General features: G+C 59.0%; 18 protein-coding genes. 11 read left to right on the forward strand and 7 right to left on the reverse strand.

From position 1 onward, the window contains the following. On the forward strand, positions 1-88 hold an 88-nt coding region (locus I6N89_RS21910; RefSeq protein ID WP_207018952.1), incomplete at its 5' end, for a transposase domain-containing protein. A 620-nt stretch (positions 89-708) separates the two neighbouring features. On the opposite strand, the gene I6N89_RS21915 is transcribed toward I6N89_RS21910, so the two are convergent. The 5 genes from I6N89_RS21915 to I6N89_RS21935 form a co-directional block, all read right to left on the reverse strand. Beyond that, entirely contained in the window at positions 709-1689 is a 981-nt protein-coding gene (locus tag I6N89_RS21915; RefSeq protein WP_009807478.1) for a cation diffusion facilitator family transporter, read from the reverse strand. Position 1690: 1 nt separating this feature from the next. Next, the gene (locus tag I6N89_RS21920; protein WP_207020552.1) at positions 1691-2353 is read right to left on the reverse strand and encodes a TVP38/TMEM64 family protein; all 663 of its coding nucleotides are present in this window, start codon (positions 2351-2353) and stop codon (positions 1691-1693) included. Beyond that, complete coding sequence (locus tag I6N89_RS21925) at positions 2350-2808, reverse strand: DUF6010 family protein (protein WP_236016780.1); 459 nt, start codon at positions 2806-2808, stop codon at positions 2350-2352. Before I6N89_RS21925 ends, I6N89_RS21920 begins: the two co-directional genes overlap by 4 nt. 161 nt (positions 2809-2969) lie before the next feature. Next, on the reverse strand, positions 2970-3407 hold the full coding sequence (locus I6N89_RS21930; RefSeq protein ID WP_222481193.1) for an ion channel: 438 nt from the start codon (positions 3405-3407) through the stop codon (positions 2970-2972). Between the two features lie 88 nt (positions 3408-3495). Continuing rightward, positions 3496-3969: a rhodanese-like domain-containing protein gene (locus I6N89_RS21935; protein ID WP_008327269.1), complete on the reverse strand. Its 474-nt coding sequence runs from the start codon at positions 3967-3969 to the stop codon at positions 3496-3498. A gap of 188 nt (positions 3970-4157) precedes the next feature. Here I6N89_RS21935 and I6N89_RS21940 point away from each other — a divergent pair, with 188 nt between their 5' ends. The 7 genes from I6N89_RS21940 to ccmI all read left to right on the forward strand — a co-directional run bounded on the left by I6N89_RS21940 (position 4158) and on the right by ccmI (position 10846). Continuing rightward, positions 4158-4880, forward strand: a complete 723-nt coding sequence (locus I6N89_RS21940) for a response regulator (RefSeq protein WP_007803380.1) — start codon at positions 4158-4160, stop codon at positions 4878-4880. After that, positions 4880-6346: an ATP-binding protein gene (locus I6N89_RS21945; RefSeq protein WP_009807480.1), complete on the forward strand. Its 1467-nt coding sequence runs from the start codon at positions 4880-4882 to the stop codon at positions 6344-6346. Before I6N89_RS21940 ends, I6N89_RS21945 begins: the two co-directional genes overlap by 1 nt. After that, a complete protein-coding gene (locus I6N89_RS25570) occupies positions 6282-6587 on the forward strand; it encodes an SHOCT domain-containing protein (RefSeq protein ID WP_222481198.1) in 306 nt (101 codons plus the stop codon). The genes I6N89_RS21945 and I6N89_RS25570 overlap by 65 nt, the downstream gene beginning before the upstream one ends. 65 nt (positions 6588-6652) lie before the next feature. After that, the gene (locus I6N89_RS21955; protein ID WP_012187039.1) at positions 6653-8653 is read left to right on the forward strand and encodes a heme lyase CcmF/NrfE family subunit; all 2001 of its coding nucleotides are present in this window, start codon (positions 6653-6655) and stop codon (positions 8651-8653) included. An 8-nt stretch (positions 8654-8661) separates the two neighbouring features. Beyond that, positions 8662-9228 carry a DsbE family thiol:disulfide interchange protein gene (locus I6N89_RS21960; protein ID WP_009807483.1) on the forward strand — a complete coding sequence of 189 codons (567 nt, stop codon included), beginning with the start codon at positions 8662-8664 and terminating at the stop codon, positions 9226-9228. Beyond that, on the forward strand, positions 9225-9698 hold the full coding sequence (locus tag I6N89_RS21965; RefSeq protein ID WP_009807484.1) for a cytochrome c-type biogenesis protein: 474 nt from the start codon (positions 9225-9227) through the stop codon (positions 9696-9698). Before I6N89_RS21960 ends, I6N89_RS21965 begins: the two co-directional genes overlap by 4 nt. After that, complete coding sequence (gene ccmI / locus I6N89_RS21970; RefSeq protein ID WP_008327282.1) at positions 9695-10846, forward strand: c-type cytochrome biogenesis protein CcmI; 1152 nt, start codon at positions 9695-9697, stop codon at positions 10844-10846. Before I6N89_RS21965 ends, ccmI begins: the two co-directional genes overlap by 4 nt. A gap of 28 nt (positions 10847-10874) precedes the next feature. Here the strand turns inward: ccmI and I6N89_RS21975 are convergent, their stop codons facing one another. Next, a complete protein-coding gene (locus I6N89_RS21975; RefSeq protein ID WP_009807485.1) occupies positions 10875-13004 on the reverse strand; it encodes a protein-disulfide reductase DsbD family protein in 2130 nt (709 codons plus the stop codon). A 283-nt stretch (positions 13005-13287) separates the two neighbouring features. Beyond that, on the reverse strand, positions 13288-13590 hold the full coding sequence (locus I6N89_RS21980) for a DUF2933 domain-containing protein (protein WP_007803398.1): 303 nt from the start codon (positions 13588-13590) through the stop codon (positions 13288-13290). Positions 13591-13784: 194 nt separating this feature from the next. Here I6N89_RS21980 and I6N89_RS21985 point away from each other — a divergent pair, with 194 nt between their 5' ends. The 3 genes from I6N89_RS21985 (at position 13785) to I6N89_RS21995 (ending at position 15756) form a co-directional block, all read left to right on the forward strand. Further along, positions 13785-14306 (forward strand): L,D-transpeptidase, encoded by a 522-nt coding sequence (locus I6N89_RS21985; protein ID WP_229673415.1) that lies wholly within the window; start codon positions 13785-13787, stop codon positions 14304-14306. Positions 14307-14334: 28 nt separating this feature from the next. Continuing rightward, positions 14335-14793, forward strand: coding sequence for a c-type cytochrome (locus tag I6N89_RS21990; RefSeq protein ID WP_007803401.1), 459 nt, complete (start codon positions 14335-14337; stop codon positions 14791-14793). Between the two features lie 369 nt (positions 14794-15162). Continuing rightward, positions 15163-15756 carry a c-type cytochrome gene (locus I6N89_RS21995; protein ID WP_007803403.1) on the forward strand — a complete coding sequence of 198 codons (594 nt, stop codon included), beginning with the start codon at positions 15163-15165 and terminating at the stop codon, positions 15754-15756.

A 15756-nucleotide genomic window follows, 5' to 3' on the forward strand; every position in this document is an offset into this window, starting at 1 on the left:
AGCGTGGCTTGCTGATGTCCTCGACCGTATCCACGATCACAAGATCAACCGCCTCGACGAACTGCTCCCGTGGAACTGGAAGTCGTAGGATCAGGCGACGGTATCAACCGGTCGGTTACGGGTTAACCCAGATGTTGTTCGATCTTTGACCTTTCCGGCAATGACGCCACGAGAAGCCTCACTGACGGCTCAGATGCCATTCCAGCATTGCCTGCGATGCTCCAGAGAGGGTCTTTTGCTCAGGCATTGGAGGCGGGCCTGGGCATTTGACTGCCAAGTTTGCGGGACGAGACTTGTGCAGACCCTTGGCAAACTCCGTGAGGAACAAATATCTGGAAAACTGATATACCGAGCGCGCCGCGGGGCAGAGATGCTTGAGTGCGCCGCGCGCTCGCGCGGCCCCAAGCAACTTCGGCGCGCAATGCGCGCAGTCACCTTTGCCATGTCACTCAAAACCTTCCGCGGGGATCCGTCGTTCGCTGTCCAGAACCCCAGATCGGAAGTTAGGCTGTTCTGCCTCGCCGCAATCGCCGCCGCTCGATCTCATCCCTTGGCTAAGGCAGCCATCGTCAGCAAAAGCATCGACGACTATGCAAGGGTTGCTCTCTTGCGCGCCTTCGAGAAGGAGCCTCGATTGCTTGCCGCGGTTGATCACATCGCGCAAAGGTGCGCGAGAAACAGGGGCCCCATGACAGCCGTATCTCACAATTAAGGGCAAAAATTGTCGCCAAACGCGTCGCGTCTCAGATTAAAGGGCAACGCGACAGCAGCCTTTGCAGCCGCTATCTGGACTATATCAAGATCCCGCGCGTGGCGCTCGTCGAGACACTCTGTTTCGAGCTGCAGCGTGACCATGTGAAACCCATGCTGTTCCGTCAGCCGCCGATAGGCCCGGTTCAGCAGGTCCGCGGCCTCTGCGGGCTCACCATGGCGGATATGGGCAGAAAATGCGTGTTTGCCGCTGGTCAGCGTCCAGGCATGCACATGGTGAACGTCCAGAACCCCGTCCTGGCCGCGCAGGTCCGTCGTCACAGCCTCGAGATCCGTTCCCTCTGGCGTGCCTTCCATGAGGATGTGGACCGCTTCCTTGATGACGCCGACGGAGGCCCAGAGGAGAACCACCCCGAACGCCATGCCGAGGATCGGGTCAATCGCCAGAAAGCCGGTGAACTCGATCACTAGAGCGGTGACGATGATCAGGAGGCTGCCGACAAAGGTCTGGATGATGTGCCAGAGCGCACCACGGGCATTCAGATCGTCCTTGCTCGATTGCCACATCAGCCCCAGCGAGATCACTTCGGTGACCAGGCCTCCGAAGGCGACCCAGAGCATGGGACCCGTGGCCAGGTGAATCGGATTCCCGAGCCGCATCGCGCCCATCCAGATCACCAGAAGCGCCATACCGAGAAGAAAGCCGCCATTCACCAGTGCCCCGATGATCTCGGCGCGGTACCAGCCGAAACTCCGCGCCGAATCCGCCGGGCGGCGCGCAATGCGCTGCGCGATGATGGCCACCAGAACGCCGCCAACCGCCGACAGGGTGTGAAACGCATCCGACAGGACGGCAATCGAGCCAGTCCAGAGCCCGACGGCCAGTTCAATCACGAAGTAGACGCCGGTGAGCCAGGCCGAAATCACAAGGGCCTTGCCGGAACTCGGCATATGCCCGGCGTGGGAATGACTGGCCATATCAGCTCTCCTTCCGTTTCGTACCGGTCTTTCGCGTCGCGGCGAAGAGAACCGACAGGCCGGTAAAGCCACCCAGCGCAAGTGCGGTCCATGTGGCAGTGCGGGCATCGCCGTTCATCGCCTGGCTGCCCATGTGAGCGAGCAAGAAACTCGCTGGAATAATCCCGGCCATCGTGGCCAGCGCGAACCTCCAAAGATGCAGCTTGCTCAGACCTGCGGCGTAACTGATCATATCGAAGGACAGAAACGGCATCAGGCGACTGCCGAAGACCAGGAAGGTCAGAGTGTTCTGGGACCCGAACAGGCCTGCGTTAATCTTCTGACCGAGATGACGCTCAACGAAGGGACGACCCAAGCCGCGGGCCAGACCAAAGGCGGCAAGCGCACCGAGTTCCGCACCTAGAACGACGAAGAGCGTCCCGTACGTGTGTCCATAAGCCGCTCCGGCGGCGAGTGCGATTGGCGCCGAGGGCAGGGGGCTTGCGACAATAGCGATTGTCATGAGCGCCACGATGACAATTGGTCCGGCAAGACCTGCCGCCTCGATCCAGCGGTCAATTTCCGCGCGATCCGGCAGGCGAATGTCAACGCCAAGGACGTCCGGGAAGGCCAATGCGACGACTCCCATCAGGAACACCGCCATAAGAAGGATGCGCATCATCATGGATCAAAACACGGCATAGAGCAGAACGAAGAACGTCGCTGCAAAAAAAGGTCAAAGGCCACGCAGAATGGAATATACCAGTTCGGAATCCGGGCGAGACGATAAGAATTGTGGTGTGACATGTCCCAAAGGGCGTGAAGGGCCAAGCCCAAGGGGAGGAAGGCCCACTGCCATATCAGCCCCAGGAACGCTGCTAAGCCGAACAAAAGGGCGACCGCGAGCTCTGCCCAGAACACGCGCGCTCTGCCGTCCGCAGCGCCAAAGCCGATATAGGCACCGCCAATCAAAGCAAGCGTGATCGAAGCAAGAGCTATCGAGCTTTGCTCATCCAAAAAAAGGTGAGCCGGCAATGTGAGAACGACAAGCAACACGCCAACCCATACGGGAGATTTCAAGATATCCCCGTGTCGATGGTGCGATACGTGATCGCCTGTCTTTTCGAAAATCTGTGCCATGGCTTTGTACCTAGGGATTCCAGCAACTGGAAGGTCAAGGGCTATTCATCCACGCGCGCAACGCAGCGCTCACTCAACCGTTCCACGGTGAGGTCAAAGGACCGATATCAGGACGTATTTGACGCTGACGCCAAGCTCATGTCCGACGCGCGTGGCGATTTTCAGTCATCTTTCGCCTTCTGCCAGACTTGCTGGCAGGCTGAGTAAAGAAACGTCGCTGACCAGGTCAGCAACATGAAGCCCAAAAGCGATTGCAGCATCAGCAATAGTCGAAAGGGCCCGACCACCTCTATGGACGAATAGCCAAGGGTCGAGAACGAGATGCCCGTAACATAGAGAACATCCTGAAACATCGGAGGGCTGTTGCTGAACGATTGCGGCAGAACGCTTGCCACCACCATCGTGTTGAACACGGCGAGCGTCACAAGTTCCAAGACATGCAGCAACAGCAACGTGGAAAACGTCAGGATGATCCGAAAGCCGGAGCCATCCGACCGCTGCGGGGAAAACTTCAGAATGCCCGACAACGCATAATGATGGACAATTCCCATCACGATCGCCGCGCATATTCCGACAAACATAGCCATCAACTCGGTCATACACCCAAACCCGTCTTCCTGTTCAAACAGGTCAATTTGACCATACATCAGGCTTTTAGCACAACGGGACCAATTGATTCTTCACTGGTCAGGCCAACGCGGGGGGCAACCCGTTCAGGGCGACATCCACCGGAACGGTCGGCAAGTTCGATGCGATCCAGCCAGGCCCTTCGCCTGATCCCAACATCCCTTCCGAGATATCGGCGTAGCCCGAATAACCAGCTTGTCTCAACGCTCGAAGCAGCGATGCGGAGCGTCCGCCAGTGGCGCAGATCAGTCCAACAGTGCGATCACCGCTCAGTTCCTTGGCCCTGAACAATCGGTCCGGAAAACCGGACGCGTGCATGCTTATCGGCCATACACCAGCACCTACGCCGGTTTCTTGCCACTCTTTGTGCGTTCTGACATCGATGATCCGCGCCGTATCCGATAGAAGCGCGTCAAAGGCATTCTCTGCCGACCAGACAGATCGGCTCTGCGCCAACAGCGGTGACGCCGCGACGGTCAGCACCGTCATATGAGCACCCAGAACGAAACGGCGCCGGTTCAAATCAAGAGCCATATTCGAAAACCTCATCCTTTGATCGGTTGCGATCCCAAAGGTCACATAACATACGCGCGACGCTACCCGGGAGCACGACACGGTGCAGGCACAGATTTGTATCCATCTGTAGCAAGGGACTGACCTGATACAAACGGCTACAATTCTGCCCATGAAACAGAATGCAACGATGATCTAGGAAGGACGCCATGGGACCGCCACCTCATATCCTTATCGTGGACGACCACGCTCAGATACGCGAAAGCGTCGCGCGCTTCCTGGAGAAGAACGGAATGCGCACGACCGTCGCCAGGGATGCCGTGGAGATGGATGCCAAGCTGGCCACTGGTCACTTCGACCTCCTCGTGCTCGATGTCATGATGCCGGGCGAGGACGGTTTGTCGGTTTGCCGCAGACTTGCGCCAGAGGGTGATCTTCCGATCATCATGCTGACGGCGCTTGGTGAGGAAACGGATCGGATCGTGGGTCTGGAAATCGGTGCGGACGATTATCTCGCCAAGCCGTTCAATCCACGAGAACTGCTCGCCCGCATCAAGTCGGTTCTTCGGAGAAGCAACCGCGACGAACCTGTGGCCGGAAGCCTCGCTGGGAGGAAAGTCTCTTTTGCGCACTGGATACTGGATACCGACCGGCAGGTGCTGATTGACGAGTCCACCACCGAGACCCCATTGACGACCTCCGAGTTCAAATTGCTGGCGGTCCTGCTGGAACGCGCGAGGATGGTGCTCAGCCGTGACCAGTTGCTTGACCTGACCGCTGGTCGGACGGCAGGCCCGATGGATCGCACCATCGACAATCAGATCAGCCGTCTCCGCCGCAAAATCGAGCCGGATGTACTTAGGCCCAGTGTCATCAAAACGGTGCGGAACGGCGGATACTGTCTGGCTGCCGATGTCGAGGATGCGCCGTGATGCGCCGTGCGATGAGATCTCTGAGCGGCCAATTGATCCTGCTTGTGGTCGCGGCACTTGTCGTGGCCCAGGTGATCAGCCTGTTCCTGTTCGCCGACGAGCGCAGCCTTGCGATCCGTGCAGCTTTAGGATTCGAGGCCGCGGGTCGCGCAGCGAATGTCGCGCGGTTGATCGAAGAGGCCCCGCTGGATCTGCAGGACTCGATCCTTCGCGCGGCAAATTCGCCTCTGATCCGGTTCGATCTGTCGGACGCTCCGATCGTGGATCACACCGGTCATTCGGACGGCGGCATCGTGGAAGCGCGCATACGCGCCCTGATGGATGACAGCTACAGCCGGGATATTCGCGTTGAATTGCACGAGGTCGAGGGCGAGTTGCGGCCTCTTCCCAATCTCTCGGACGAGATGACAGAAATGCATCTCGCGATGATGCGCGGAGAGTTGACAGCGGTTGAAATGAACCTGTCCATCGCCATCAAGGGAGCGCGTTGGCTGAATGTCGGAACGCGGTTCGAGCGACCGCCGATCCAATGGCCTTTCTATTCGATGCTGACCTTCGGGATTTCCGCCGGACTGCTTCTGGTGGCGATCTTCTGGTTTGTAATGACGCGCCTGACGCGTCCTTTGCGGCACCTGTCGAAGGCCGCGGACCATCTTGGCCGGGGCGAAGATGTGGGCGAATTGGCGGTCACAGGGCCGACCGAGGTCAGAGATCTGACCGTCGCATTCAACCGCATGCAACGACGGCTGACCCGGTTTGTCAGTGATCGTACACGTATGCTCGCAGCCCTTGGCCACGATTTACGCTCGCCGTTGACTGCCATGCGTGTCCGCGCGGAGCTGGTTGACGAAGAAGAGACGCGGGACAGCCTCATCGCATCGGTCGAAGAGATGCAGAGTATGGTCGAAGCGACGCTCACCTTTGCACGCGGCCTTACCGGATCCGAAGGTGCCGAAGTGGTCGATCTGCGCAATTTTCTGGACAGCTTGTGCAGCGATATGGCGGCACACTGCACCTTTGCCCCGAGTGATGATGTTGCCGTGCGGCTTCGACCCAACGCGTTCCGAAGGGCACTGAGGAACTTGCTTGAGAACGCCGTTCGCTACGGTGGTGCCGCAAAAGTCAGCTGGGCGACCCACGGTTCGAACCTCGTACTCAACATCGATGACAATGGGCCCGGCATTCCCGTCGACCAGTTGGAAAAGGTCTTCGATCCGTTCTATCGCCTCGAGCAATCGAGGTCTCTGGAAACGGGCGGTTATGGGCTTGGGCTCTCAATCGCGAGGACAATCGTCCAATCCCATGGCGGCGATATCCAGCTGGTCAATCAGAACAGCGCGGGTTTGCGCGCTGTTGTCACCATCCCGTTGGATGAAACCGAACTGATCGAAGGAGAAACAGATGAAACTGAACGCGTTGATCCTGCCGTTGCTGGCCAGCTTGCCCGCCAGCATGGCGCAGGCTGATGGACCAGGCTCCTGGACGGGGCACATGTGGGGCAGTGGCTATGGCTTTATGGGCGGCTTCATGATGCTCGCCTTCTGGGGTGCGCTGATCGCATTGGTGGTGTTTCTGGTGTTCAGGCTGCGGGACAATGGCACCCGTCCCCCGGACTCGGACGCGCAGGAAGCGCTCAGGCGCCGCTTTGCAAATGGGGAAATCGACGAAGAAGAGTTCCGTCGCCGCAAAGCAACGCTCGACGAATAGACCCCGCCGCGGACGCCAAAGCCGTCCGACGCGACGCCCACCGACGCTGAATAGGAAAGAACGCCATGGTCCCGGAAATTGGTCACTTCGCACTGGCCCTCGCACTGGCGCTTGCGCTTGTTCAGAGTGTTCTACCGATTGCAGGTGCGTCGCGTAGAAATGCCGTCTGGATGAAATCCGCCCAGGCGACGGCAATAGGACAAGTGCTGTTTGTGGCCATCGCCTTCGCAGCGCTGATGCAGGCTTTCATCGTCAGCGATTTTACCGTCAGGAACGTCGTCGAGAACTCCCATTCGCTCAAGCCAATGCTCTACAAGGTGGCCGGGACCTGGGGCAGCCATGAGGGTTCGCTGCTGCTCTGGATCCTGATACTCGCGGTGTTCGGCGCGGGCGTCGCCTGGTTCGGATCGAACATCCCCGCCGAGACCAAGGCGCGCACCTTGTCGGTGCAGGCGTGGATCAGCGTCGGCTTCCTGTCCTTCCTGCTGCTGACGTCGAACCCCTTCGAGCGGGTGTTTCCGCCGCCGCTCGACGGCAATGACCTCAACCCGTTGCTTCAGGACATGGGTCTCGCCATGCACCCGCCGCTCTTGTATTTCGGGTATGTCGGCTTCTCCATCGTGTTTTCCTTTGCCGTTGCGGCTCTTCTGGAAGGGCGCGTCGATCCGGCCTGGGCCAGATGGGTCCGCCCGTGGACATTGGCCGCGTGGGTCAGCCTTACGGCAGGTATCGCTCTTGGATCGTGGTGGGCCTATTATGAACTGGGCTGGGGCGGCTGGTGGTTCTGGGACCCGGTCGAGAACGTGAGCTTCATGCCCTGGCTTCTGGGCACGGCGCTGCTGCATTCCGCCATCGTCACCGAAAAGCGCGACGCGTTCAAAAGCTGGACCATCCTACTTGCCATCCTGACTTTCTCGCTTTCACTTCTCGGGACGTTCATCGTCCGGTCAGGCCTGCTTACATCCGTGCATGCCTTCGCCGTCGATCCAGAGCGCGGGCTTTACATTCTGGGTCTGCTGGCCGTGTCCATCGGTGGGTCGCTGGCGCTCTACGCCTGGCGGGCGCCCGAAATGGAGCCGGGTGGTCTGTTTCGCCCGATCAGCCGCGAGGCCGGGCTGCTCGTGAACAACCTCATTCTGGCCGCCGCTACGGGAACGGTCCTGTTCGGGACGCTTTATCCACTGATCCTGGAGGCTGTCACCGGGGACAAGATCTCGGTCGGTCCACCTTTCTTCAACGCGGCCTTCATTCCGATGATGCTGGCACTGGTCGTGTTCATGGGTCTTGGTCCATTCCTGTCGTGGAAGCGGGCTGATATCGCCGGTTTGCTCGATCGCATCCAATTCGTGGCCGTGCTGGCGGTCATTGCAGCCTTGGCCGCATGGTATCTTCTGAACGGTGGGCCGATCATGGCCTATCTTGCCATCCTCGGCGCAGCGTGGCTGCTTTTTGCGACCCTGCGGGAATGGGCGCTACGCATCCGTCTGTTCGAGGTTTCCCTTGCAGAGAGCGCGAGACGCGTGCGCAACCTGCCACGCGCCTCTCACGGTATGACGCTTGCCCATGCCGGCGTCGCTGTGTTGATGATGGGGATGATCGGCTCGACCGGATGGAAGAGTGAGGAGATCGTCTTTGCCGCCCCCGGGACCGAAGTCACGATCGCCGGGTTCGACATCACCTTCGAAGGGGCCGCAAAGGTTCAAGGGCCGAACTACATCGCGGATCGCGGCACCCTTGTGGTGCGTCGGGATGGCGAATTGGTCACGACACTTTTCCCGGAACGGCGGTATTACCCGGTCGCGGAAAGCCAGACGACGGAGTCGGCCATCCGCTCCACATTGGCGGGTGATCTCTATACGTCGATTGCAACGCCAGCCTCCGATCAAGTGAACAACGCCGGAGCATGGACCCTTCGGATCCTCTATGAACCGCTCGTCAACCTGATCTGGATCGGCTCGATCCTGCTGGTGATCGGTGGCTGTTTGTCCTTGTCGGATCGCCGTTTGAGGGTCGGGGCGCCGCGCCGTGCCAAACAGCCAGCCACCGATGCCGTTCCTGCCGAGTAGGAGAGAAGATGAAACGTCTCATTGCCGGGCTGCCGTTTATTGCGGCGGTCATATTCGGTGGGTTTTTTCTCTGGGGGCTCAATCCCGACCGGGATCCCAACGAGATCCCTTCCGTCCTGATCTCGCAACCGGCCCCGGCGTTCGACCTCGATCCCGTGCCGGGGTTGGAGACACCCGGCCTGGCCCGAAGCGATCTTGTCGGCAACGAACGACCGGTCGTGGTCAATGTCTTTGCGTCCTGGTGCGTGCCCTGCCGCGCGGAACATGCCGTGTTGACAAGATTTGTCGAACGAGACGGCATGCGGTTGTTCGGAATAAACTACAAAGACAAACCTGAGGATGCCGTGAAGTGGCTCAATGACCTCGGCAATCCCTACGAGCGGATCGGGTCCGACCTGTCGGGCCGGACCGGGATCGAATGGGGCCTGTCGGGCGTGCCGGAAACCTTCATCGTCGATAGCGATGGCACCGTTTTGTTTCGCTATGTCGGGCCGGTCGTGGGTCCGGACGCCGTCGAACGGTTCACGCAAGCCCTGAAGCAGGCAGGCGCACTGCCAAATGGAGCAGGTTCATGAGACAGTTGATTTTCGCGTTTTGCATCGGGCTCCTTCCCTTTGCCGCCAATGCGGTGGAACCGGACGAAATGCTGACCGACCCGGTATTGGAACAGCGTGCGCGGGAGATTTCCAAGGATCTACGATGCGTCGTCTGTCAGAACCAGGACATCGACAGTTCGAACGCGGGTGTGGCGCGGGACTTGCGTCTGCTCGTACGCGAGCGCCTGGTCGTTGGAGACAGCGACGCGGAGGTGATCGAATACATACGGGCGCGGTACGGGGATTACGTGCTGCTGAAACCGCCTCTGGAGCCTGCGACCTACGCGCTTTGGTTCGCTCCGATCGCTTTCGTTCTGATCGGGGTTTTCGTTGGTGGCGGGCTACTGATGAGTCGGCGAAAGCAAGAGGCATTTGAAGACTTGGGCTCGGAGGATGAGAACACCGTGTCCGAAATTCTCAGGCAAAACGAAGCGGGGGATGCGTCATGATCTGGGGTATTTTCGTTCTTTTGACGCTGGTCGCAATCGGAATTGTCCTCTACCCGCTGCTGCTGTCCAAATCGAACACTCTCACCAGAGGGGATGCGGTACCGGCGATCCTCGCCGATCAGATGCGGGAAATCCAACGAGACATGGACCGCGGTTTGATTTCTGAACAGGAAGCTCAAGCGGCCAGACTCGAGATCAAGAAACGGATCCTCGCGACGACCCGCAATTCGGAAGAAAAAGCCGGATCATCCCGTAATGGTGGCAGAGTCACTCTCGTTGTCGCGGCGGTCCTCGCGCCGGTTATTGCCGCGGGCTACTATCTGACGATGGGATCGCCGGAGGTTCCTTCAATGGCCTTCGCTGCCCGTGCAGAGGAGCGGGCACAGACTGATGAAGTGACGGCGCTGGCAATACAACTTCGCGAAAGGCTTGTATCCGATCCGACCGGCGGCCCTAGCGAAGGGTGGATGCTGTTGGGCCAGACCTATCAGCGCATGGGCAGAGCAGCCGATGCCGTCGAAGCCTTCGAAGTCGTTGCCGAACGGGAGGATGCCACCTCCGCGACATTCTCCATGCTGGCAGAGGCTGTCGCGGTTGCCAATGACGGCGTTGTTATTCCACGGGCGAAATTGGCCATTGATCGCGCTTTGGACCTTGACCCATCCAATCCTGCGGCAACCTACTTCGAGTCTCTGTATTACTTTCAGCAAGAAGAGACGCGTAAGGCCTACGATCTGCTTGTTTCACGACTGAATCAGGAAGAGGCTTACGTTCCCTGGATGGAGACCTATGCAGCGCAGATCAACCGGATTGCAGCGGCAGCTGACCTTCCGGTCGTCAATCTACCCAGCGGGCCGACGTCGCAACCAGGCCCGAGTGCCGCAGATGTCGCGGCGGCGTCGGAGATGAATGACGCGGATCGCGCGGAGTTCATCCGATCGATGGTCTCGCGGCTGGCCGAGCGTCTTGAGGATGAACCGGACGATCTGGATGGTTGGATGCGGCTGGCAAATGCCTATACCGTCCTTCAGGAGCCCGATCGCGCCGTTGAGGCCTACCGCAAGGCTGAAGCGCTGTTGGAGCAGCAGCCCGCCAGTGATCCTCGGCGTGCGGCGGTCCGTGCCGCGCTTGAGCGGCTCGGCGGCTGACTACTGCTCGGTGTCCCGGTCGAGCAGGTCACTCCTGTCCGGCAACCTTTGCGGAAACATCCCGACCACTGGCTTGCGCCAAGGCGTTCATCACGTCCTCGGTTTTTAGCAATTCGGACAGCACAATGCCGTTCGGTGCCGATGGTCCGTAGACGGCATTGAAGGGGATGCCGTATCTGCCGAAACTCTCAAGGTAGCGGGAAATGCGCGTGTCCGGGCGTGTCCAATCTGCCTGCATCGCCGTGACTCCAGGCGCTTCAAGCGCGCTCCGGACTGGCTCCCGATCGATGATAAGTGTCTTGTTCGCTTTGCAAGTCAGACACCAGTCAGCGGTCACATCGACAAAAACGACCTCTCCTGCGGACACGCGTTTCGCTATTTCCGAACGATCAAATGCGATCCAAGCCATTGCCAACTGCGGCGTCGAACGCGCAGGTGCTGATTGCTGCAAGAGAGGACCTGCGGCAATGGCCAGGACAAGGCTGGCTATGGCAATAGACCACCTGAATTGGGACTGCACATTCGGGAGAGATAGTATCAGAACGGCGAGACCGGACAACGCCGCGACCGCGATGACAGACGCAAGCCCGGCGACACCGTCGAGCACCCAGAACAGCCACACGGCGGTTGCAAGCAACAAAACCCCCATGACGCTTTTGATGATCAGCATCCATCGACCAGGCTTGGGCATGAATGCGACCAGACGCGGGAACGCGGCGATGACGAGATAGGGCAGGGCGAGGCCGAGCCCGAGGCTCGTAAAGACGATGAGGATGTCCACGCCACGCCCGGCCAAAGCAAAGGCCACCGCGGTGCCGAGGAACGGTGCCGAACAAGGCGTCGCCATGACGGCACCGAACATGCCAGTGAAAAAGTCGGCGGAATACCCGTTGCGTCCTCCGGCCCCTGCAAGCCGCGTCTGCATGCCGTGTGGAAGGGCGAACTCGAACGCTCCGAACAGATTTGCCGAAAAGACGAGCAGGACAGCGATCATCGCCGCAAGAAACAGCGGGCTTTGAAACTGCAAACCCCACCCGACGCTGAGGCCTGCCGTCTGGAGCGCCCAGAGGACGAGCGCCAGACCCCACATGAACGTCATGATGCCGGCGCTGGCAGCGACGAAACCGAACCGGACACGGGTTGTGTCGTGATCGGTGTGTTTGAGCACAGACGACACCTTGATGGACAGCACCGGCAGCACGCAGGGCATCACATTCAGGATCAATCCGCCCAGCAGCGCGATCGCGGCAATCCAGATCAGTTCCATCATGTCCGGTGTCGTGGCGGCCAGTTCAAAGGGTGGTGCTATTCCTTGCGCCACGCGATCCGCGATGATCGTGAAGGCCCGGTTCTCGCCGTCGGTGACGGTAATCGACGGAGCCACTGTCACATCCGTATTCGACGAGAGGATCGGCAAGCGCGCCCAAAGCAAACGATCCTCTTCTCCCAAACGGATATCGGGTTTGCCAAGCGCAACACCCATACCCAGTTCGGGAAACACATCCGGCGACTGGAGTGGTTCATCGACGCGAAGGCTGACGATCAACTCCGTGAGGTCTTCGTCGATGAAGGCATTTGCCTCGCTGACGCCGCTCGTCTTGGCCCCTTCGGGGACGCGCTCGGAAAACGTACCGATCAGCCCAGCCGAAGTGCTGTCGATGACGTTGCCCCGTCCGAGGCGAAGTGACAGGTCAAACTCTTCCGGGACACAGACATTGGAGCACACCAGCAGTTTGACCTGCGCGGAAAGAGTCACAGGTGCGCCGGGATCTTTGAGCGTTATGCGCAGCGGAAAGACGACTTCACCCGCATAACCAAAATTTTCGATGCCGAAGGCGGTGAAGCGCGTCGGGGCGGGCCACATGAATTCGACATCTGCGACGTTTTCGGAACCGCTCCATTCGACCGAAGGCGGTATTCCCACCTCGCCCGCCGACCGCCAATAGGTCTTCCAGTTTTCGTTCAGTTGAAGGTGAAGCCCGGCTGACAGAGTCTGTGTGTTCTCGGGAACGCCGTCCTGTACACTAATGAGATGCGCGGTGAGTGGCGCGCTCTGGTATTCAGCAGAGGTTGCTGCCGCGACACTTCCAGAGACAACGGCCAGGAGCACGAAGGGAATAAGCAAAACCCGTCGCAGGATCAAAAGGCAATCGATCAAGATACCTGCTTCCTTCCCATATTTTCCGCAGATTTCGCCAGGACGGCGGAAATTGCGTCAAAGTCCACCTGTGGCAAAACCCTGACGACCGTCCGCACAGACAATTCGCGCAACGCCAGTCGCAGAAGATGAAAGGGTTCGACACCCATCCGGCAGAAGGTCTGACGCTTGCTTCGTGGACACGATAGCCTTCAGATCTAGGCAGTCTGCAAGGCTTCCCGCGCAACCTCCAAGTAATGTAACCATCAACAGCAATACGAATACCTTTGCTTTCCCTCGCACATCACTGCCTGTTGCGGGCGACGCTAGGAATCACGGAACTTATGGGCTCGGGCGCTTCCTCGATAGTATCGTTTGCCTTGTCGGAATGGCACGATTTCCCCATGAATCTATGCATCACAAGATGCGCTCCAACGCACAACAGGAGCGGGGCGAAAGCCGATGCATTGCCCCACATACCCGCAAGCGTTCCGCCAGCGAGAAAAAAACCGATCACGGGCAACAGCATCACAATGCAACACGCCATCATTCCGTAATGCATGAGCTTGTCTGTAATCGGCTTATTCTTGGGATTTTCGTCGTCCATGACACCCTCTTTGTCTCGTTCCTGGCGTCATTTGCGACCCTCCAGCAGGGTAAGGTCAAGGATACAAATGGATACACTTCTCGCGGCCTTGTCAGGTTGCCTGATGCCGGGTCTCCCGTAAAAGACATGTACAAACCGTAGGCTAGGAGTGTGTCATGACGACATCGCGAAACAACAAGATCAATCGATGAAGCCTGTTGGGGTATGCGGCTGTCGCTTTGGTTGCACCAAGCGTGGTTCGAGCCGAAACCATTCGCCGCAACATTTCTTCTTTCCGAGTTCATGACTGGCAAGACCATTTCGACACGCTCGGCAAAGGGATCATCATCTCAGACACCGTGACGATGGCGCTACAGCACTGGACAGCGGACGGCGAGATGCGGATTTACCCGACATCCGTTCCGCTGACCGACGAACTCACCAAACGCGGTTACACTGAAGTGGTGGAAAAACGCAAAAACCCCAGTTGGGCGCCGACGCCCTCCATGCGGGAACGCAATCCGGAATGGCCGGCACGTATCGAGGGGGGTGATCCGGACAACCCCTTGGGTACTCGCGCACTGTACCTGTCGTGGCAGTACTACCGTATTCACGGGACACAGGACACGCGCAAGATCGGCCGCCGGTCGTCAAACGGCTGCATCGGTTTGTTCAACGAACAGATCGAGGAAGTCTACGAGCGAGCGCCTGTCGGCACTCAAGTCAAACTCATCTGACCCAACGGGCAAGGCGGAAGATACAGGCATGGACAAATTAACTGCGCTGATTGGTGCCGTTTTTGTTATCGGCGGGGGTTTTGCCGTTTGGCAGTTCGTTGGAGCCGAAGATTTAGCGGTTGGCCACTCCATGACGCCACCTGACACAAGCGAGATTGCCGAAGGCGATCCGATCGTCCAGGTCCAGCTGCCTGACGCACTCTCGCAGCAGGCGGCGCTTGGGAAGAACATATTCGAGGCAAAATGTTCCGAGTGTCACGGCGAAAATGCCGCCGGTCGCAACGGTGTTGCGCCGCCTCTCGTGCACAAGATCTACGAACCGAGCCACCATTCGGACATGGCTTTTGTTCTGGCAGCTCAAAACGGCGTCCGTGCACATCACTGGAATTTCGGTAATATGCCTAAGATCGAGGGATTGACCCAAGGAGACGTCAAGATGGTGGCCGCCTATGTCCGCGAATTGCAGCGGGCCAACGGGATCAACTGATGCGTTGGTCGAAGACGAACCGATGGATTCTGTCGGCCGTTTTCGGCCTTTTCCTTGTAGTACTCGGGGTGCCAGAGGCGCCGGTATATCATGGTGAAACGTCGTTGGGGCAGGAATACCATGGTCACGAAGACGCAGGGCCATCGACCGAGGCCTCTGGCCACTGCCATCCAGGCCTCGATTGTTCTGTCCCGGCAGCGTTATTGCTTCAGCCGAACATGGCGTACGAGCCTTCTTTTCTGAAAGCCGTCATGCAAGACGGCGCGATCCAACGAACCGAATTGCGCCCGATCAGCGATCCTCCACCGCCCCGACGGTGGGTCTGATTTCACATCGCTCGAAAAGCAGACCCAAAGAAGGATCGAAGACATGAAAAAGACGACTATCGTAGCGGCAGTGTTGATTGCAGGTACTGCGGTCACGGCATTCGCGCATAGCGGTGCCACCGGCATCGTGAAAGAGCGCATGGATGCCATGCTTGCAATGGGGAAGGCGGTCAAGACCGTGGCCCCGATGATGCGGGGCGAAACGGCCTATGACGCAGAAACAGTGCGCGATGCCGCGCGCCTGTTCCAGCAGCACGCCGGTGAGAGCATGACAAAGCTGTTCCCAGAGGGCACAGGGGGCATGCCCTCGGAAGCCAAGGACGAGGTGTGGACCGACTGGGAGCGCTTCGCGGCATTGGCAAGTCAGCTGGAAGAATACTCTGAGGGCCTGGAACGCGCAGCCGACAATGGATTGGGCGGCATGAGCGGCAATACCTCCATGGATGGCGCCTCGATGATGGGCGGCGGGTCAATGATGGGAGGCGATACAACCATGATGGGCGGGAGCACGATGATGGGCCGAGGCGACATGATGGATGCGGCCGCCATTGCCGAAATGCCCGCCGACGCAGCATTCGCGATGACTACCCAGGTCTGTTCCGCATGCCATGAACGCTTCCGGGCGGAAGAAGACTGA

The sequence above is a fragment of the Salipiger abyssi genome (assembly GCF_017311415.1).
GTDB lineage: Bacteria > Pseudomonadota > Alphaproteobacteria > Rhodobacterales > Rhodobacteraceae > Salipiger > Salipiger abyssi_A.